Genomic DNA, 19,331 nt, shown 5'->3' on the forward strand with positions numbered 1-19,331 from the left:
TCGTCTTACAACGTTACGGAACGCGTTACACTACCACCAAAGTCATTAATGGCGACATAATCGACTTTCCCTGTCGAACCCGACTTCAGGCCCGATACGGTGAAGGTTTCTTCGCTCATGGGTGGCAGCATTTTAATGGCTACACTGTATTTTTTACCTGCAGATGTAAAACTGGCATCTGAAAATGAAACATAATAAGGCGAGTTATTTTTGGCTTTCAGATAAACATGGTTATCGTCGTTGACGATGCTCCATTTCAGCTCTTTTATGGCATCAATGGCGTTCCCTGCCAGGTTGGCGGGACGATAAAAAAGCTTGATGCGCGTTTTAAACGCCAGTTGTAATAAGTTCTGGACGTTAGATTTGTCTTCAGGGAGTTTTGGCGGTATTTCTAATACGTTTAGCCAGAATACGCTTTCACGGTCTGCAGGCAGCGCTGCGCCCTGTGTGTACATTATTCTCAGCGTTTGTCCGCGTTTGGGCTCAATGCGAAAAACAGGCGGCGTTAAGGTAAACGGTACAAATAGTTTTGCCGGATCGACATTCTCCTTGCCTTTATCAATCCAGGTTTGAACAAGTAATGGTTTTCCTCCTTTGTTTTCGAGGCGCACCATCTCATCTTTATCTTTCTCATTATAAATGACACGTGTACCCGATATGACAATATCGGCACTGGCGCTAAATGAGGCGAGTAACGCACCGACAAGTGCAGCAGACTTAAAAATGCGGTATGAGATTGCCTTGCTCATTATTCGTATCCCTGAATGTGATTAAGCCATTAAAAGAAGCTCTCTCTCAATTTCCCTGGAGAGAGCTTTAACGTGATTTACTGATAGGTAACATCAAAGGTTGCAGCGGTATTCACTTGTCCACTGACGATAGTGGCGGTATCGCTGGATTTTACGTAGGAAGCGATAAACTTAAACATACCTTGCTTGGTGGTCGCGTCGATGGTTGCTGATTGAGGAACGTCATCCGGACGACCAATCAGAACCTGGCTCACGGTGGAGGTGTTGTTATGCAGGGCGACGCTGATGCCCTTGGCGGCACCGGTCAATTGAGTATTGTTTTTCAGAGTACCATCGGCAACATCGGCAAAGGAAGGGGAGCTAAAGCTGATGGCTGCTGTGGCCTTATCGCAATCTGTCAGCAGGAGTTCAAACGTGGTCGCACCGGCACCGGGCGCGGTTTTGCTCAGCGCGGTAACGTCACCTTTCGCAACGGTCGGCATTTGCAGTGTGACGTTAGTCGCCAGTTGGCCATCTTTGGTTGTGATTTTGCACGTTTGATCAGATACCGCACCGTTAATATTAATCTGGCCAGTGTCTGCGGCTATTGCGGAAGAGGCACTCAGTGCAGTGATTACTGTTATATATATCAGGCTTCTTTTCATTCTTAATATCCATATTTATTTTTAATGGTACTCATAAGTAATATTATTTATAAGTATATAAATATATCCCACTGTACTATATTTACTTTTGGCTACTCTATTTATATAGATAGGTGCTGTAAATTAATTTATTCTTAATGGGTATTTAAGATTGAGTTAAAGAAGTGGTGAATGTTTAATGAAATTAGTGAATTAAGTAATGTTTTTGTCTTTTATTTCTATACACATAAATAATTTATTGTTGAGAATGCAATTTATTAATCTATCGGTGTACCTATCTATTATTCACACTGGTATTACCAGAGTGCAGGTTTCTGCATCTTAGACTGCTCTAAAAGGGTGCTAAGTGCCGTATTGTCAGGGAAATACAGTGTCGGCGCGATCTCAAACAGCGGCCACAGCATAAAGCCACGATTTTTCATATCGTAATGCGGAACGGTCAGGCGTTCGGTGTTAATGACTTCATTACCAAACAACATGATATCGAGATCCAGCGTACGCGGACCCCAGCGTTCAGCTTTGCGTACCCGACCCTGCTGCAGTTCAATACGTTGGGTATGATTAAGTAACGCTTCAGGGGCGAGCGTTGTTTCCAGAGCGACGGCAGCATTCAGGTAATCAGGCTGATCCTGAGGACCTAATGGCGGGGTACGGTAAAAGGATGAAACTGCGATAATCTGACTGTCAGGGATCTCGCCCAGCGCCTGCACGGCAGCATTAACCTGTTCCAGTGGAGAGGCTAAATTACTGCCGATGGCGATATATACCCGTCGTCTTTCAGGCTGCATCTGTGTTGGCTTTCCTCGCTCATCCCAGTCACGTACTGATGTACGCTCCCGGGAGTTCGCTGCGTCGCCGCCTTGATGCAACCCGAAATCCATTGGGTATACGCGATTGGTCACGCGCTTCCCTCACGACGTGGTGCGCGTTTACGTGGACGGCGATGACGACGGCGTACGTCAGGTTCTTCATCAAGTTCGTTCAGCATGCCTTTCTGTTCTGGCGGCGCTGAAACCTGGAATTCACCCCACCATTTTGCCAGACGTTGCAGTTCGGCATTGTTTTCGACTTCGGCACGCAGAGCCAGCAAGTCATACGCTGCACGGAATTTCGGATGCTCCATCAGCTTCCAGGCGCGTTTACCCTGACGACGGGACATGCGCAATTGGAGCTGCCAGATGTCGCGGGTCAGCGATGTCAGGCGCTTCGGAATCGCCAGTGAACGACATGCTTCGTCCAGTACGTCATTCATCGCCAGAGCGAAGGCGTCGTAATAGGCCAGACCGCTTTCCTGGGCAATTTTCTGTGCGGCTTCCAGTAATGGATACCAGAACATGGCGGCGAACAGGAACGCGGGATTAACGCGCATATCGTTGTGAATGCGGTTATCTGTGTTCTTCAGAACCTGGGCAATAATGCGTTCCATTGCGCTGTCACCGTCTTCGGTGAAATAACGCGTAATGGTCGGGAACAGCGGCTGGAACAGGCTGTACTCACGCAGTTTTTTATAGGTTTCAAAACCATAGCCCGCCTGTAATAACTTGAGGGCTTCCTCAAACAGACGTGCGGGAGGAATATCGTTAAGCAGCGTCGCCAGACGTGGGATTGGCTCTGCGGTTTCCGGGCTGATACGCATATCGAGTTTCGCCGCGAAGCGCACTGCGCGCAGCATGCGTACAGGGTCTTCGCGATAGCGCGTCTCAGGGTTACCGATCAGGCGAATGACGCCATCTTCGAGATCCTGCATCCCACCGACGTAATCGCGAACGGTAAAGTCGGCCACACTGTAATAAAGGCTGTTAATGGTGAAATCGCGACGCTGAGCATCTTCTTCGATGGAACCGAAGATGTTGTCGCGCAGCAGCATACCGTTTTGGCCGCGCTGTGATGTCGCGCGATCGGTTTCGCTGCCTTCATGATGACCGCGAAAGGTCGCCACTTCGATAATTTCCGGGCCAAACATAACATGTGCCAGGCGGAAACGACGCCCAACCAGACGGCAGTTGCGAAAGAGCTTACGCACCTGATCCGGTGTTGCGTTGGTGGTGACATCAAAGTCTTTCGGCTTTTTGCCCAACAGAAGATCGCGCACACCTCCGCCAACCAGCCATGCCTCGTATCCGGCTTTATTGAGCCTGTACATTACCTTCAGGGCATTTTCACTGATATCTTTGCGGGAGATAGAGTGCTGCTCACGCGGGATTACCGTCATATGTGGACGGGCGACGGCGAGCTCTGCCTCGCGCTCCTCGCGGCTTAGCACCTTGCGGCAAAAATTAGCGACTCGGGTAAAAATAGTGCACCTCGGTAGTGTCAAACATCAATCAGGACAAGTGTTGTTGCGTAAAAATCGCGGCTAATCATAGCTCAGCGTGAGGCATTTGAGAATGCTGGATTTTAAGTGGCTGACTCCGGCACGCGCGCAAGACGCCAATTCTCCACCGCCATGTGCAGTAATTCCGCTACGCTCAGGTCTTGCCAGGGGATCGACGTCTCCTGACCCAGAAAGCGCAACGCCTGGATGAGAACAGGGCGCGGATCGCCTTGCGGCAGCGCAGGCGCATGATTCTGCTTGGAAAGTTTAGCGCCTTGTTCGTTGAGCGCCAGCGGCAGGTGAATATAGTCCGGCGCACGCCAGCCAAACTGTTGGTACAACGAGATCTGTCGCACCGTAGGTTCGATGAGGTCTGCGCCGCGTACGATCTCCGTGACGCCCTGGAAGTGATCGTCCACCACTACCGCAAGATTATAGGCAAACAGTCCATCACGGCGGTGGATAATAAAATCTTCACGTGCGAGCTGTGAGTCGGCCTGAATCGTGCCGCGCAGCCGGTCTGTAAACTGCAGCACGGGGTGTCGCTGTTTAATGCGCACTGACGCTTGTGTGGGTCCATGGCGTAGATCACGGCAGTGACCGTCGTAAATACCGCCGATATGCTGAATACGTGCGCGGGTGCAGGTGCAGTAATAACTCAAATCCTGCTCATGTAGCCAGGCAAGCGCCTCGCGGTAAGCGTCATGACGCCGGGACTGCCATAATACGTCGCCATCCCAGTGCAGGCCGTAATGTTCCAGCTGACGCAGAATGGTTTCTGCAGCACCGGGAACTTCACGAGGGGGATCGATATCTTCAATGCGCACCCGCCAGATTCCGTGCTGCGCACGAGCCTGCAGGTAACTCCCGAGGGCGGCAATCAGTGAGCCAAAGTGCAGTTCGCCGGAAGGAGAGGGGGCGAAGCGGCCAATATAGTGTGAATCACTCATTTTGCGGATAGACAAATAATAAGGCGGGAGAATCTCCCGCCTGTAGTATAGGTGGTAAAATGACCGGGATTAACCCGCCATTTGTTTTTCGCGGATTTCTGCCAGCGTTTTGCAGTCGATGCACAGATCGGCTGTCGGACGCGCTTCCAGACGGCGAATACCAATTTCTACGCCGCATGACTCGCAGTAGCCGAAATCTTCGTCTTCTACTTTCTTCAGCGTCTTCTCGATCTTTTTGATCAATTTGCGTTCACGGTCACGGTTACGCAGCTCAAGGCTGAACTCTTCTTCCTGCGCGGCACGGTCTACCGGATCAGGGAAGTTAGCCGCTTCGTCTTGCATATGAGTTACGGTGCGATCGACTTCATCCCTAAGTTGATTACGCCATGCCTCAAGAATACGCCTGAAGTGCGACAGCTGGGCTTCGTTCATATACTCTTCGCCCGGTTTCTCCTGGTACGGCTCCACCCCAGCGATGGCGAGAATACTCAGGGACGATGTTTTACGGTTTTGCCCTTCTTGCATGTTGCTTCTCCTTAACACGCACTATCGATCCCCATGTTCGGGGAAAAATCAGGTCGCTATAAATAGCAGATGCTTTTCCGGATAGCAATTATCTAAACGTAACACTTGACAACCCTGTGAGGAAAAGCGTATTTACTCGCGCGCCCAGAATACTAATTAACCAGTTGTTTACACCATTACAAAGTAATGGGCAACGGTTCTTTAAGAGTCATACCATGGGCAGAAAGTTCCGCTTTATAAACCAGAATTTCTACCCCCTTAAGCTGTGCTTCAACTAATAATTGCGCATATTTTTCATCAATATGGCGCGCGGGTGAAAACCGTGTAATGGCTGAATGTAGCACCGCGAAAAATATCACTGCTCGCCTGCCTTCGGCCGCTACGCTCATCAATTCCCGAAGATGTTTCTGACCTCGTTCAGTAATGGCATCGGGAAAATAACCGTACTCTTTTTCCGCCAACGTAACTGATTTCACTTCAATATAGCAGTCAGGTCGGGAATCTGCCTGTAACAAAAAGTCGATCCGGCTTCCTTCAGAACCGTATTTTACTTCACTTTTCAATATGCTGTAGTCTGAAAACTCAGGGATTAGCCTATTCTGAATAGCGTCTTTCGTTAATCTGTTTGCCCATAACGTGTTAACACAAATAAACGCGCCGGATTGGGTTTGCGTTAATTCCCAGGTATGTGGATATTTCCGCTTAGTATTTTCTGATGTCGAATACCAGACGGTATCACCTGGGGTTGCACATCCGGTCATGGCACCGGTATTGGGGCAGTGTAATGTTAACTCTGTACCCTCTGGTGTGATCACATCCGCTAAAAAACGTTTGTAGCGCTTAACTAACGTCGCGGGTTTGAGTGAAGGGGAAAACTCCATGGATAACGTCCTTAATTATTGGGCAAGCGTCCAGCGCTGTAATGCCGAATAGCGCGTGCGTCCCCGCTCGAATGACGAGGAATACAGCGCAAATTCTGTCACCGGGAACGACCAGCAAAAGCCAGGGGCGGGAATGGGCACCGCGTGGCTGGCGTCACGCAGCAACGTAATATGTGGATGAAACGGCTGTGGGCTTTGATAGCATCCGCTGCGCGCGGCCTGCGCGCGCAGCATATTCGCCAGTTGCAGCAATCCACGCGGCGGCTGACGCATTCCCAGCCACACCACTCGCGAACGCAGCCATTGTCCGGCGTCATCCAGTTTGAGCGTAAAACCAGGTTGTCGAATTCGCCCGGCCAGTTGGGAAAGTGCCTGTTGTTTCTCGGCGCTGACATCGCCTAAAAAGGCCAGCGTCAGGTGCAGATTGTCGGCGGCCACGGGACGCCCCGCCTCAGGCGGAAACTGCGCTGCCCGCCAGTGGATGAGTTGCTCCCGAACGTCTTCAGGCAATTCAATCGCAAAGAACAGCCTTTTGGGCTCAAGCATGATGGATACTCGGTTATGAATTAACGCGATGCTACAATGCAGCGCGAAGAATGTTAACCCTCTGGAGCCATTTGTGACGTCGTTGCCCGTTGCCGCCGTAATACCTGAACTGCTTTCTGCACTGGATGCTTCACCGCAGGTTCTGCTGACAGCGCCGACCGGGGCCGGAAAATCGACCTGGTTGCCGCTGCAACTGCTTGCGCATCGTGGCATTCAAGGGCGCATCATTATGCTGGAGCCGCGTCGTCTGGCGGCGCGCAATGTGGCGCAGCGCCTGGCTGAATTACTGAATGAAAAGCCTGGCGAGACCGTGGGTTACCGCATGAGAGCGCAGCATTGTGTTGGTCCGCAAACCCGGCTCGAAGTGGTAACCGAAGGTGTGCTCACGCGGATGATCCAACGCGATCCTGAGCTGAATGGCGTTGACCTGGTGATCCTTGATGAGTTTCATGAGCGAAGTCTACAGGCGGATCTGGCACTGGCGCTGCTGTTGGATGTGCAACAAGGTTTACGGGACGACCTGAAGCTTCTGATCATGTCCGCGACGCTGGACAACGGGCGCTTACAGCAACTGTTACCCGCAGCCCCCACGATTGTCTCTGAAGGACGTGCCTTTCCTGTTGAACGGCGGTACCAGCCGCTGGCGATAAATCAGCGTTTCGATGAAGCTGTCGCCATGGCCACGGCGGAGTTACTGCGCCAGGAAACGGGGTCGCTACTGCTATTTTTACCGGGCGTCGGGGAGATTCAGCGTGTGCAAGAGCAGCTGGCTTCACGGGTGGGAAGTGAAGTGCTGTTATGTCCGCTGTATGGCGCACTTTCGCTCACTGAACAACGGCAGGCGATTTTGCCCGCCCCCCAGGGGAAACGTAAAGTGGTGCTGGCAACCAATATTGCCGAGACCAGTTTGACCATCGAGGGTATCCGCCTGGTGGTGGACAGCGCGCAGGAGCGTGTGGCGCGATATGATGCCCGCACTGGTTTAACCCGCCTGATTACCCAGCGTATAAGCCAGGCCTCAATGACCCAGCGAGCGGGGCGTGCAGGGCGTCTGGAACCCGGGATCTGTCTGCATCTGCTGGCCAAAGAGCAGGCGGAGAGAGCGGCAGCCCAGGGGGAGCCGGAGATCGTACAGAGCGATGTGTCCGGGCTGTTGATGGAGTTACTGCAATGGGGATGCACTGACCCGGCCCAACTGAACTGGCTGGATTTACCACCGGCGGTCAATCTGCAGGCGGCAAAACGGTTGCTGCAGATGTTGGGGGCGCTTGAGGGAGAAAGGTTAAGTGCGGCGGGGCAGAAAATGGCCGCGCTGGGTAATGATCCCCGTTTAGCGGCCATGCTGGTCAGCGCCAAAAATGAAAACGAAGCGGCAACGGCGGCAAAACTCGCGGCTATTCTGGAAGAGCCGCCGCGCGGCGGGCAGACCGATCTGGCGGTGGCGTTTTCGCGTAATCAGCCTAACTGGGAGCAACGCAGCCAGCAATTGTTGAAACGGCTAAAAGTTCGTGGTGGGCAGCCAGACCACACAGCGATCGCGCCTTTGCTGGCGCAGGCATTTGCCGATCGTATTGCGCGGAGACGTGGTCAGGAAGGGCGTTATCAACTGGCCAACGGTATGGGGGCAATGCTGGATGCCGACGACGCATCAGGACGCCATGAATGGCTGATCGCACCTTTGTTGCTCCAGGGCAGCGCCTCGCCGGATGCACGTATTTTGTTAGCGTTACCGCTGGATATCGATACCTTTATTCAAACCTGTCCTGAGCTGTTGCAGCAATCTGACACGATTGAATGGGATGAGTCCCAGGGGACGTTAAAGGCGCTCCGGCGCATGCGAATAGGTCAGTTGACGCTAAAAGTGCAGCCGTTGGCGAAACCCTCTGAGGAAGAACTGCACCAGGCAATGCTGAATGGGATTCGCGATAAAGGGCTAAGTGTGCTCAACTGGACACCGGAAGCCGAACAGCTCCGACTGCGTCTGCAATGCGCGGCAAAATGGTTACCTGAGTACGCCTGGCCCGCAGTGGATGAGACATCGTTACTGGCGACACTGGAAAGTTGGCTGCTGCCGCATATGAGCGGTGTGCATTCTTTACGGGCATTAAAAGCATTAAATGTGGGACATGCGTTGCGCGGATTACTGGACTGGTCAATGCTGCAACGTCTGGATAGTGAATTGCCAGCGCATTACACTGTGCCGACGGGAAGCCGGATAGCCATTCGCTATCATGAAGACAACCCGCCGGCATTAGCGGTCAGAATGCAGGAAATGTTTGGTGAAGTAAATACGCCGACTATCGCTCAGGGACGCGTCCCGCTAGTGCTGGAACTCCTTTCTCCGGCGCAGCGGCCGCTGCAGATCACGCGTGATTTAAGCGCGTTCTGGCAGGGATCGTACCGCGAGGTGCAAAAAGAGATGAAAGGGCGTTATCCCAAACATGTCTGGCCGGATGATCCGGCGAATACGGCGCCAACGCGGCGTACGAAAAAGTATTCCTAAATTGAGAGATTTCTTCTTCTGTCGCAGGACGGAAGAACAGAGAATCGGGCCTTTGCGCCTGAATGTTGCGGAGAAAAAGCATGGCGGGGAATGACCGCGAGCCAATAGGACGTAAAGGGAAACCGTCGCGTCCGGCGAAACAAAAGGTGAGCCGTCGTCAACTCAGAGATGAAGAGTATGACGACGATTATGATGATGACGATGAGGATGAAGAACCGATGCCGCGTAAGGGTAAAGGCAAAGGGCGTAAGCCTCGTGGTAAGCGCGGCTGGTTCTGGCTGCTGGTTAAACTGTCGATTGTCTTTTTGGTGCTGATTGCCATTTATGGCGTTTATCTGGATCAAAAAATCCGTAGTCGTATCGACGGCAAAGTCTGGCAACTTCCTGCGGCGGTGTATGGCCGCATGGTTAACCTCGAGCCGGAAATGCCTGTCGGCAAAAACGAGATGGTGAAACTGCTGGAGGCCACACAGTATCGTCAGGTGACGAAGATGACGCGTCCGGGCGAGTTTACCGTGCAGGCAAACAGCATCGAGATGATCCGTCGTCCGTTTGACTTCCCGGACAGTAAAGAAGGGCAGGTGCGTGCGCGTCTGACCTTTGATGGCGATCATCTGGATACGATTGAGAACATGGACAACAACCGCCAGTTCGGTTTCTTCCGACTGGATCCACGGCTGATCACCATGCTCTCTTCGCCAAATGGTGAGCAGCGCCTGTTTGTGCCACGTAGCGGTTTCCCCGATCTTCTGGTGGATACATTGCTGGCGACTGAAGACCGCCATTTCTATGAACATGATGGCATCAGTCTTTACTCGATTGGTCGTGCGGTTCTGGCAAACCTGACGGCAGGACGCACGGTGCAAGGGGCCAGTACGCTGACCCAACAGCTGGTGAAAAACCTGTTCCTCTCCAGCGAGCGTTCATACTGGCGTAAGGCTAACGAAGCGTATATGGCGCTGATCATGGATGCGCGCTACAGCAAAGACCGCATTCTTGAACTGTATATGAACGAGGTGTACCTCGGTCAGAGCGGCGACAATGAAATCCGTGGTTTCCCGCTGGCGAGTCTCTACTATTTTGGCCGTCCGGTTGAAGAGCTGAGTCTCGATCAGCAGGCACTGCTGGTGGGGATGGTGAAAGGGGCGTCGATCTACAACCCATGGCGTAACCCGAAACTGGCGCTGGAACGTCGTAACCTGGTGCTGCGTCTGCTGCAACAGCAGCAGATCATTGACCAGGATCTGTATGACATGCTGAGTGCGCGCCCGCTAGGCGTACAGCCGCGCGGCGGCGTGATCTCACCGCAGCCTGCGTTTATGCAGATGGTTCGCCAGGAGTTGCAGGCGAAGCTGGGCGACAAAGTTAAAGATCTCTCCGGCGTGAAAATCTTCACCACCTTTGATTCCGTGGCGCAGGATGCGGCAGAAAAAGCGGCGGTGGAAGGTATTCCGGTACTGAAGAAACAGCGCAAGCTGAGCGATCTGGAAACCGCGATTGTGGTCGTGGACCGCTTCAGCGGTGAGGTTCGTGCGATGGTCGGTGGGGCGGAACCGCAATTCGCGGGATATAACCGTGCGATGCAGGCGCGTCGCTCGATTGGTTCTCTGGCGAAACCCGCAACCTATCTGACCGCGCTGAGCCAGCCGAAACTGTACCGCCTGAATACCTGGATTGCCGATGCGCCGATTGCGCTGCGTCAGCCAAATGGTCAGGTGTGGTCTCCGCAGAACGATGATCGTCGTTACAGTGAGAGCGGTAAAGTGATGCTGGTGGACGCGTTAACGCGTTCAATGAACGTGCCGACGGTGAACCTGGGTATGGCATTAGGTCTGCCTGCGGTGACCGATACCTGGATCAAACTGGGGGCGCCGAAAGATCAGTTGAACCCGGTTCCGGCTATGCTGCTGGGGGCGCTGAACCTGACGCCAATCGAAGTGGCGCAGGCGTTCCAGACTATCGCCAGCGGCGGTAACCGTGCACCGTTATCGGCATTGCGTTCGGTCATTGCGGAAGACGGTACGGTTCTGTACCAGAGCTTCCCGCAGGCTGAACGCGCTGTTCCGGCGCAGGCGGCGTACATGACGCTGTGGACAATGCAGCAGGTTGTGCAGCGCGGTACCGGTCGTCAGCTTGGTGCGAAGTATCCAGGGCTGCATCTGGCAGGTAAAACAGGGACGACGAACAACAACGTCGATACCTGGTTTGCCGGGATCGATGGCAGTCAGGTGACGATCACCTGGGTGGGTCGTGATAACAACCAGCCGACCAAGCTGTACGGTGCAAGCGGGGCGATGTCGATTTATCAGCGTTACCTGGCTAACCAGACGCCAACACCGCTGGTGCTGACGCCACCTGAGGATATTGTTGATATGGGCGTGGATTACGACGGTAACTTCGTGTGTAGCGGCGGTATGCGTACGCTTCCGGTATGGACAACCGATCCTGATTCACTGTGTCAGCAAGGTGAAATGCTGCAGCAGTCTGGTAATCCGTTTGATCAGTCGTCGCAGCAGCAGCCTCAACAGCAGCAGCAACAACAGCAACAACCGCCGCAGCAAGAGAAGAAAGACGGCGACGGTGTCGCAGGTTGGATCAAAGATATGTTTGGTAGTAACTAACGCTCCCCAAAACCCGCTTCGGCGGGTTTTTCTTTGCCTGCACCAGCGCCACGCAAAACAACATTTCAGCCTAAGTTATTAACCCTTTCTTTTCATCTGGTTAATTCTTAACCCCTCAGTTTTAGTAGGGATGTGTATCGCTTGCTATCTCGCCAGCGTTTCGAATATTATGCTGCCGTTATAATAATAATTCTCGTTTACGTTATCATTCACTTTCATCAGAGATATACCAATGGCGCGTCTTAAAACTGCTCAGCCAAACTCTTCGCTGCGTAAAATCGCAGTCGTAGTAGCCACAGCGGTTAGCGGCATGTCTGTCTATGCACAGGCAGCGGTTCAACCGAAAGAAGAAACTATCACCGTAACCGCAGCACCGGCCGCACAAGAAAGCGCATGGGGGCCTTCCCCGACCATCGCTGCGAAGCGTTCTGCCACTGCTACCAAGACTGATACACCTATCGAAAAAACACCTCAGTCTGTTTCGGTTGTGACACGTGAAGAGATGGATACCAAGCAACCGGGATCGGTGAAAGAGGCATTGGCCTATACGCCTGGTGCGGCAGTTTCCACGCGTGGTGCTTCCAGTACTTATGATTTTGTGATCATTCGTGGTTTTTACACGCCGGGTCCAACCCCGAACAACTACCTTGATGGCGTCAAACTCCAGGGCGATTACTACAGCTCTGCTGTTGTTGATCCTTACATGCTTGAGCGTGTAGAGCTCATGCGTGGGCCAACTTCTGTTCTCTATGGGAAAAGTAACCCAGGTGGCCTGATCTCAATGGTGAGCAAGAGCCCAACATCAGAGCCATTAAAAGAAATTCAATTCAAAATGGGGTCGGATAATCTGTTCCAGACCGGTTTTGATTTCAGCGACTCTCTGGATGATGACGGCGTTTATTCATATCGCCTGACCGGGCTTGCGCGCTCTAACGACGAGCAACAGGATTTCTCGGAGCAAAAACGTTATGCCATTGCTCCGGTGTTTAGCTGGAAACCTGATGACAGAACGAACCTGACTCTGCGTGCAAATATTCAGAATGAACCATCAACGGGGTATTACGGCTGGTTACCAAGAGAAGGGACTGTAGATCCATTACCTGATGGTTCTCGTTTGCCTGTGAGCTTTACGGATTATGCTCCGAACAATACGTATTCACGCTACCAGCGAATGGTTGGCTACAGCTTTGAACACAGTTTTGATGATACCTTCACTGTGCGCCAAAATTTACGTTATAGCCAAATCAAAACATCCCAACAGAGCGTGTACGGCTTCGGCGCAGTGGGGAATCAACTGACCCGTCAGATTATCGTCGCCGATGAACGTTATAACGATTTTGGCGTGGATACTCAGTTGGAAAGCAAGTTTGCCACAGGGGATGTTGGGCATACTCTGTTAACCGGTGTTGATTACTCGCGTTTGCGAAATGATATCGACAACGCTTACGGAAGTGCACCGCCGTTAGATATGAATAACCCTGTGTATGAGGATGTTGATTTCCCTGATGCGAAACCGTTCCAGCTTAACACGCAGCACCAAACGGGTCTGTATGTGCAGGATCAACTGGAGTGGGATAAATGGGTTGCAACACTGGGCGGACGTTATGACTGGTCTCAGCAGGCAACGACTATCCGTGCCAGCAATCAGAAAGTTGAGCGTAACGACGAGCAGTTTACCTGGCGTGGTGGGTTAAACTATCTCTTCGATAACGGTATTACGCCGTATTTCAGCTACAGCGAATCTTTTGAACCGAACCCGTCAAAAGCGTGGGCTGCGACACCGGCTGACAACGTTGCTTATGCGCCGTCCAAAGGTAAGCAATATGAAGCTGGCGTAAAATATGTTCCAAAAGATATGCCGGTTGTTGTTACTGCCGCTGTGTATGAGCTGACAAAAACAAATAACCTGACCACCGACCCGCTTAACCCCTATGCACAGGTTCCAGCAGGTGAAATCCGTTCTCGCGGCGTTGAGTTAGAAGCGAAAGCCGCAGTGAATGCGAACATTAACGTGACGGCGTCTTATACGTATACTGATGCAGAATATACGGAAGATACAACGCTTAAAGGCAAAACACCTGTTCAGGTACCCAAAAATATGGCTTCTCTGTGGGGGGATTACACTTTTTACGAAGGCCCGCTGTCAGGTTTAACGTTAGGCACTGGCGGACGTTATGTTGGTTCCAGCTACGGCGATCCTGAGAATAGCTTCAAAGTGGGCAGTTCAACAGTAATGGATGCGGTCGTGAAATACGATCTCGCACGTCTGGGCATGGCGGGTTCTAATGTTGCCGTTAATGTCACTAACCTGTTTGACCGTGAGTACGTCGCCAGCTGCTTCAGCTCTTATGGCTGCTTCTGGGGCGCGGAACGTCAGGTCGTTGCAACTGCAACCTTCCGTTTCTAATTTCTCTTTGGGCACGCTTTGCGTGCCCGTTTTACAAGTTGGCCGCTATGCAGGAAAACAGATCCCATCCCGACACCACTTTTGCACTGAGTCATGTCTCCTTTCGTGTGCCCGGTCGCACGCTTTTGCATCCTCTCTCGTTAACCTTTCCCGTGGGAAAAGTGACTGGTCTTATCGGCCATAACGGCTCCGGCAAATCAACCTTATTGAAAATGTTAGGTCGTCATCAGCCGCCGTCAGAAGGTGAGATTCTGCTTGATGAGCAACCTCTGGAGAGCTGGAGCAGTAAAGCATTTGCCCGCAAGGTAGCCTATTTGCCGCAGCAGTTGCCGCAGGCGGAGGGGATGACGGTGCGCGAACTGGTGGCGATTGGGCGTTACCCATGGCACGGCGCGCTGGGACGTTTTGGTGTGGCTGACAGAGAAAAAGTGGAAGAAGCGATCTCATTGGTTGGGTTAAAACCGCTGGCGCACCGTCTGGTCGATAGCCTGTCCGGCGGCGAGCGTCAACGCGCGTGGATCGCCATGCTGGTGGCGCAGGATAGCCGTTGCTTGCTGCTCGACGAACCTACCTCGGCGCTGGATATCGCCCACCAGGTTGATGTCCTGGCGCTGGTGCACCGCTTAAGCCAGCAACGTGGACTGACGGTGATCGCCGTGCTGCATGATATCAACATGGCTGCCCGCTACTGCGACTACCTGGTGGCGCTGCGTGGCGGTGAAATGATCGCTCAGGGAACGCCCGCTGAACTGATGCGCAGTGAAACCCTGGAACAGATTTACGGCATCCCGATGGGCATTTTGCCGCATCCGGCTGGTGCCGCACCCGTGAGTTTTGTCTATTAATGAGTGGACTACATCATATTACCCGTCGTCGTTTATTAACGGCGATGGCGCTGTCGCCGTTGCTCTGGCAGATGAGCCAGGCGCGGGCGACGGCGATTGATCCGCAGCGCATTGTGGCACTGGAATGGTTACCGGTGGAGTTGTTGTTGGCGCTGGGCATTACGCCCTACGGCGTAGCGGATATCCCCAACTACACGCTGTGGGTCAATGAACCGGCGTTACCGGATTCGGTCATCGACGTCGGGCTGCGTACTGAACCCAATCTCGAACTGCTGACCGAAATGAAACCCTCGTTTATGGTCTGGTCGGCAGGCTACGGCCCTGCGCCCGAGAAGCTGGCGCGTATTGCGCCTGGACGGGGATTTAATTTCAGCGATGGTAAAAAACCGCTGGCGGTCGCGCGTCAGTCCCTGGTCGAATTAGCCCACCTTCTGAACGTGGACGCGGCGGCCGAACGCCATCTCGCGCAATACGATAGCTTTATTGAAAGTCGGAAACCACGCTTTGTGCAGCGTGGAACACGCCCATTGTTATTGATGACCCTGATTGATCCCCGCCACATGCTGGTGTTTGGCCCTAACTGCCTGTTCCAGGAAGTCCTCGACGAGTACGGGATACAGAACGCCTGGCAGGGGGAAACGAACTTCTGGGGGAGCACCGCCGTGGGGATTGACCGTCTTGCGGCTTATAAGGACGTCGATGTATTGTGCTTTGATCATGGCAACGCTAAAGAGATGGACGCGTTGATGTCCACTCCGCTGTGGCAGGCGATGCCATTCGTTCGGGCCGGACGTTGTCAGCGGGTACCTGCCGTCTGGTTCTATGGCGCAACGCTGTCGGCGATGCACTTTGTCCGTATTCTGGATAATGCGCTGGGAGGCAAAGCGTGAGTAAACGTATTGCGCTGTTTCCGGTACTGTTGCTGACCATTCTGCTTGTGGTTGCCTGCTGGCTGACCTGGATGAACTTCTCCGTTGCCTTACCGCGCAGTCAGTGGCAACAGGCCGTCTGGTCACCCGATATCGATGTCATTGAGCAGATGGTTTTTCACTACAGCTTGCTCCCGCGACTGGCGATTGCATTGCTGGTCGGTGCCGGGCTGGGATTGGTCGGTGTTTTGTTTCAGCAGGTGCTGCGTAACCCGCTGGCCGAGCCGACCACGCTCGGTGTGGCTACCGGTGCTCAACTGGGGATTACTGTCACTACGCTGTGGGCTATCCCAGGCGCCATGACCACGCAATTTGCGGCGCTGGCGGGCGCATGTATCGTCGGGGCGCTGGTGTTTGGTGTTGCCTGGGGTAAACGCCTGTCGCCCGTCACGCTGATCCTTGCCGGTCTGGTGGTTAGCCTGTACTGCGGTGCGATTAACCAGTTGATGGTTATCTTCCATCACGATCAACTGCAAAGCATGTTTTTATGGAGCAGTGGAACGCTCACGCAGACCGACTGGAGCGGCGTGCAGCGTCTGTGGCCGCAACTGCTTGGCGGGGTGATGCTAACGCTGCTGTTATTACGTCCCATGACGCTAATGGGGCTGGATGACGGGGTGGCGCGTAATCTTGGGCTGGCGCTATCGCTGGCGCGTCTGGCGGCATTGTCGCTGGCGATTGTGCTGAGTGCTTTACTGGTCAACGCGGTCGGCATTATCGGTTTTATTGGCCTGTTTGCTCCACTGCTGGCGAAAATGCTTGGTGCGCGGCGTTTACTGGCGCGTTTGATGCTGGCTCCGCTCATTGGTGCTCTGATCCTGTGGCTCTCTGATCAAATCATCCTGTGGCTGACCCGCGTCTGGATGGAAGTCTCTACCGGCTCGGTGACGGCGCTCATTGGCGCGCCGTTGCTGCTGTGGTTGCTGCCGCGCCTGCGCAGCATGAGCGCACCGGATATGAACGTCAGTAACCGCATTGTCATTGAGCGCCAGAACGTACTGGGCTTTGCGTTGGCGGGTGGCGCTATATTGCTACTCACGGTCGTGGTGGCGCTTTCTTTTGGCCGCGATGCGCACGGTTGGAGCTGGGCCAGCGGCGCAATGTTTGATGAGCTGATGCCCTGGCGCTGGCCGCGTATTATGGCGGCGCTGATAGCGGGCGTTATGCTGGCGGTGGCGGGCTGTATTATCCAGCGTCTGACCGGTAATCCGATGGCCAGTCCAGAAGTGTTGGGTATTAGCTCCGGAGCGGCCTTTGGTGTCGTGCTGATGCTGTTTCTGGTGCCGGGGAATGCTTTTGGCTGGCTGCTGCCTGCCGGAAGTATCGGAGCGGCGGTGACATTGTTGATCATCATGATAGCGGCAGGACGTGGCGGTTTTTCTCCGCATCGGATGCTGCTGGCGGGGATGGCGCTCAGTACCGCCTTCACGATGTTGCTGATGATGTTACAGGCCAGCGGCGATCCGCGGATGGCGGGCGTGCTGACCTGGATCTCCGGCTCAACCTATAATGCTTCCGGCGAACAGGTCTTGCGTACCGGGATCGTGATGGTGATTCTGCTGGCGATCACGCCATTGTGCCGTCGCTGGCTGACCATTTTACCGCTGGGCGGAGAAACGGCGCGGGCGGTGGGTATTGCGTTGACGCCAGCGCGTGTGGGTTTACTGATGCTGGCTGCGGGTTTGACCGCCACGGCAACCATGACGATTGGACCGTTGAGCTTTGTCGGGCTGATGGCACCGCATATTGCGCGGATGTTAGGTTTTCGCCGTACCATGCCGCATATGGTGATATCGGCGCTGGCAGGCGGAATTCTGCTGGTGTTTGCTGACTGGTGCGGCAGGATGGTTCAGTTTCCGTATCAGATCCCGGCGGGATTGCTCTCGACGTTTATCGGTGCGCCATACTTTATCTACCTACTGAGAAAGCAGAGTCGATAGGAAAATCTTTTCCTTGTGAGCGCTGATAAGCGTTCAGATAAAAAAAGCCGGGTGTGGCTGACGCCTTACCCGGCCTGGAATGCTTCATCTTGTCTCTTACAGCTTCGCAAACACCCGGCGCGCAGCGTCGATCGTGTTATTGATATCTTCCATGCTGTGTGCAACGGACATAAAGCCTGCTTCAAACGCTGACGGAGCCAGATAAACCCCTTCATCCAGCATCATGTGGAAGAAACGCTTAAAGCGCTCTACGTCACATGCCATCACGTCCTGATAGCAGGTCACAGTTTCCGCATCGGTGAAGAAAATCCCGAACATCCCGCCTACATGGTTAACGACCAACGGGATATTCGTTTCCTGAGCCGCTTCCAGCAGACCTTCTGCCAGGCGCGTGGTGAGCTCGTTTAATGTCTCATGAATGCCCGGTTGAGCGACTTCATTCAGACAAGCGAATCCCGCGGCCATCGCAATAGGGTTACCGGACAGCGTACCCGCCTGGTAAACCGGACCGGTTGGTGCCAGCGCGTCCATCACATCGCGACGACCGCCAAATGCGCCAACAGGCATACCGCCGCCGATGATTTTGCCCAGACAGGTCAGGTCCGGCACGACGCCGTAGTAATCCTGCGCGCCAGCCAGCGCGACGCGGAAACCGGTCATGACTTCATCGATGATCAACAGCGCGCCAAACTCATCGCACAGCGCACGCAGGCCTGGCAGGAATTCTGGCAGTGGCGGGATGCAGTTCATGTTGCCTGCGACCGGCTCAACGATGATACAGGCAATCTCTTGCGGATATTGTTCGAATGCCGCACGTACTGAAGCGAGGTCGTTATAGGTGCAGGTCAACGTATGCTTAGCGAAATCAGCTGGCACGCCCGGAGAGTTGGGCTGGCCCAGCGTTAGCGCACCGGAACCGGCTTTTACCAGCAGGCAGTCGGCGTGACCATGGTAGCAGCCTTCAAACTTGATAATTTTATCGCGGCCAGTGAACCCACGTGCCAGACGGATGGCGCTCATAGTGGCTTCCGTACCGGAGTTCACCATGCGTACCATATCCATGGTCGGCACTAATTCAGTGACCAGTTCCGCCATTTTTACTTCCATTTCGGTCGGCGCGCCAAAGCTTAAGCCGCGCTCTGCGGCTTCAATCACCGCATTACGGATTGCCGGATGGTTATGACCCAGCACCATCGGCCCCCAGGAGCCGACGTAATCGATATACGCTTTACCATCGACGTCATACAGATACGCGCCGTCTGCTTTTTCAATAAACAGCGGAGTACCACCCACGCCGGTAAAGGCGCGAACAGGGGAGTTAACGCCGCCGGGGATAAGTTCGCGTGCTGCGCTGTAGAGGTTTTCAGACTTACTCATGGATGGGGTCCTGGTTCGATGAAAAAGTGAATGCCCGCTATTCTAGTTATTCAGAGAATGTTATGAAAGTTTTGCGCATTTGAAACAATACGATTTGCAG

The 19,331-nt window shown here is 53.6% G+C and carries 15 protein-coding genes; 6 read left to right on the top strand and 9 right to left on the bottom strand.

The genetic code is table 11. The features are described 5' to 3' along the window. Positions 1–5: 5 nt before the first annotated feature. The 8 genes from N7268_RS09245 to thpR form a co-directional block, all read right to left on the bottom strand. Complete coding sequence (locus tag N7268_RS09245) at positions 6–749, bottom strand: fimbrial chaperone (RefSeq protein ID WP_260862625.1); 744 nt, start codon at positions 747–749, stop codon at positions 6–8. A 77-nt stretch (positions 750–826) separates the two neighbouring features. Then, positions 827–1,393, bottom strand: a complete 567-nt coding sequence (locus N7268_RS09250; RefSeq protein WP_260862627.1) for a fimbrial protein — start codon at positions 1,391–1,393, stop codon at positions 827–829. A gap of 296 nt (positions 1,394–1,689) precedes the next feature. Next, positions 1,690–2,181: a 2-amino-4-hydroxy-6-hydroxymethyldihydropteridine diphosphokinase gene (folK, locus tag N7268_RS09255; RefSeq protein WP_260863538.1), complete on the bottom strand. Its 492-nt coding sequence runs from the start codon at positions 2,179–2,181 to the stop codon at positions 1,690–1,692. Positions 2,182–2,291: 110 nt separating this feature from the next. Next, positions 2,292–3,689: a polynucleotide adenylyltransferase PcnB gene (gene pcnB, locus N7268_RS09260; RefSeq protein ID WP_260863539.1), complete on the bottom strand. Its 1,398-nt coding sequence runs from the start codon at positions 3,687–3,689 to the stop codon at positions 2,292–2,294. A gap of 101 nt (positions 3,690–3,790) precedes the next feature. Next, the gene (gene gluQRS, locus N7268_RS09265) at positions 3,791–4,657 is read right to left on the bottom strand and encodes a tRNA glutamyl-Q(34) synthetase GluQRS (protein ID WP_260862628.1); all 867 of its coding nucleotides are present in this window, start codon (positions 4,655–4,657) and stop codon (positions 3,791–3,793) included. 69 nt (positions 4,658–4,726) lie between these two features. Then, the gene (gene dksA / locus N7268_RS09270; protein ID WP_003829221.1) at positions 4,727–5,182 is read right to left on the bottom strand and encodes an RNA polymerase-binding protein DksA; all 456 of its coding nucleotides are present in this window, start codon (positions 5,180–5,182) and stop codon (positions 4,727–4,729) included. A 176-nt stretch (positions 5,183–5,358) separates the two neighbouring features. After that, a complete protein-coding gene (sfsA, locus tag N7268_RS09275) occupies positions 5,359–6,063 on the bottom strand; it encodes a DNA/RNA nuclease SfsA (RefSeq protein WP_260862630.1) in 705 nt (234 codons plus the stop codon). A 15-nt stretch (positions 6,064–6,078) separates the two neighbouring features. Next, a complete protein-coding gene (thpR, locus tag N7268_RS09280; RefSeq protein ID WP_260862631.1) occupies positions 6,079–6,609 on the bottom strand; it encodes an RNA 2',3'-cyclic phosphodiesterase in 531 nt (176 codons plus the stop codon). A 73-nt stretch (positions 6,610–6,682) separates the two neighbouring features. On the opposite strand from thpR, the gene hrpB reads away from it, so the two are divergent. The 6 genes from hrpB to fhuB all read left to right on the top strand — a co-directional run bounded on the left by hrpB (position 6,683) and on the right by fhuB (position 17,854). Continuing rightward, complete coding sequence (hrpB, locus tag N7268_RS09285) at positions 6,683–9,112, top strand: ATP-dependent helicase HrpB (protein WP_260862633.1); 2,430 nt, start codon at positions 6,683–6,685, stop codon at positions 9,110–9,112. 80 nt (positions 9,113–9,192) lie between these two features. Next, positions 9,193–11,733, top strand: a complete 2,541-nt coding sequence (gene mrcB, locus N7268_RS09290; RefSeq protein ID WP_198906418.1) for a bifunctional glycosyl transferase/transpeptidase — start codon at positions 9,193–9,195, stop codon at positions 11,731–11,733. Positions 11,734–11,965: 232 nt separating this feature from the next. Beyond that, on the top strand, positions 11,966–14,140 hold the full coding sequence (gene fhuA, locus N7268_RS09295) for a ferrichrome porin FhuA (protein WP_260862634.1): 2,175 nt from the start codon (positions 11,966–11,968) through the stop codon (positions 14,138–14,140). Positions 14,141–14,187: 47 nt separating this feature from the next. After that, complete coding sequence (fhuC, locus tag N7268_RS09300) at positions 14,188–14,985, top strand: Fe3+-hydroxamate ABC transporter ATP-binding protein FhuC (protein WP_198906416.1); 798 nt, start codon at positions 14,188–14,190, stop codon at positions 14,983–14,985. Beyond that, entirely contained in the window at positions 14,985–15,875 is an 891-nt protein-coding gene (gene fhuD / locus N7268_RS09305; RefSeq protein ID WP_260862636.1) for a Fe(3+)-hydroxamate ABC transporter substrate-binding protein FhuD, read from the top strand. The genes fhuC and fhuD overlap by 1 nt, the downstream gene beginning before the upstream one ends. Continuing rightward, positions 15,872–17,854: a Fe(3+)-hydroxamate ABC transporter permease FhuB gene (fhuB, locus tag N7268_RS09310; protein WP_260862637.1), complete on the top strand. Its 1,983-nt coding sequence runs from the start codon at positions 15,872–15,874 to the stop codon at positions 17,852–17,854. The genes fhuD and fhuB overlap by 4 nt, the downstream gene beginning before the upstream one ends. 96 nt (positions 17,855–17,950) lie before the next feature. Here the strand turns inward: fhuB and hemL are convergent, their stop codons facing one another. Beyond that, positions 17,951–19,231, bottom strand: coding sequence for a glutamate-1-semialdehyde 2,1-aminomutase (hemL, locus tag N7268_RS09315; RefSeq protein ID WP_198906413.1), 1,281 nt, complete (start codon positions 19,229–19,231; stop codon positions 17,951–17,953). Between the last annotated feature and the right edge of the window lie 100 nt (positions 19,232–19,331).

It is taken from the genome of Citrobacter sp. Marseille-Q6884 (assembly GCF_945906775.1).
Classification (GTDB): domain Bacteria; phylum Pseudomonadota; class Gammaproteobacteria; order Enterobacterales; family Enterobacteriaceae; genus Citrobacter.

Coding starts and splice junctions, on each gene's coding strand:
- gluQRS (WP_260862628.1), bottom strand. CDS start 4,657: ATGAGTGATTCACACTATATTGGCCGCTTCGCCCCCTCTCCTTCCGGC.
- fhuC (WP_198906416.1), top strand. CDS start 14,188: ATGCAGGAAAACAGATCCCATCCCGACACCACTTTTGCACTGAGTCAT.
- fhuD (WP_260862636.1), top strand. CDS start 14,985: ATGAGTGGACTACATCATATTACCCGTCGTCGTTTATTAACGGCGATG.
- dksA (WP_003829221.1), bottom strand. CDS start 5,182: ATGCAAGAAGGGCAAAACCGTAAAACATCGTCCCTGAGTATTCTCGCC.
- mrcB (WP_198906418.1), top strand. CDS start 9,193: ATGGCGGGGAATGACCGCGAGCCAATAGGACGTAAAGGGAAACCGTCG.
- folK (WP_260863538.1), bottom strand. CDS start 2,181: ATGCAGCCTGAAAGACGACGGGTATATATCGCCATCGGCAGTAATTTA.
- N7268_RS09250 (WP_260862627.1), bottom strand. CDS start 1,393: ATGAAAAGAAGCCTGATATATATAACAGTAATCACTGCACTGAGTGCC.
- sfsA (WP_260862630.1), bottom strand. CDS start 6,063: ATGGAGTTTTCCCCTTCACTCAAACCCGCGACGTTAGTTAAGCGCTAC.
- fhuA (WP_260862634.1), top strand. CDS start 11,966: ATGGCGCGTCTTAAAACTGCTCAGCCAAACTCTTCGCTGCGTAAAATC.
- thpR (WP_260862631.1), bottom strand. CDS start 6,609: ATGCTTGAGCCCAAAAGGCTGTTCTTTGCGATTGAATTGCCTGAAGAC.
- hemL (WP_198906413.1), bottom strand. CDS start 19,231: ATGAGTAAGTCTGAAAACCTCTACAGCGCAGCACGCGAACTTATCCCC.
- N7268_RS09245 (WP_260862625.1), bottom strand. CDS start 749: ATGAGCAAGGCAATCTCATACCGCATTTTTAAGTCTGCTGCACTTGTC.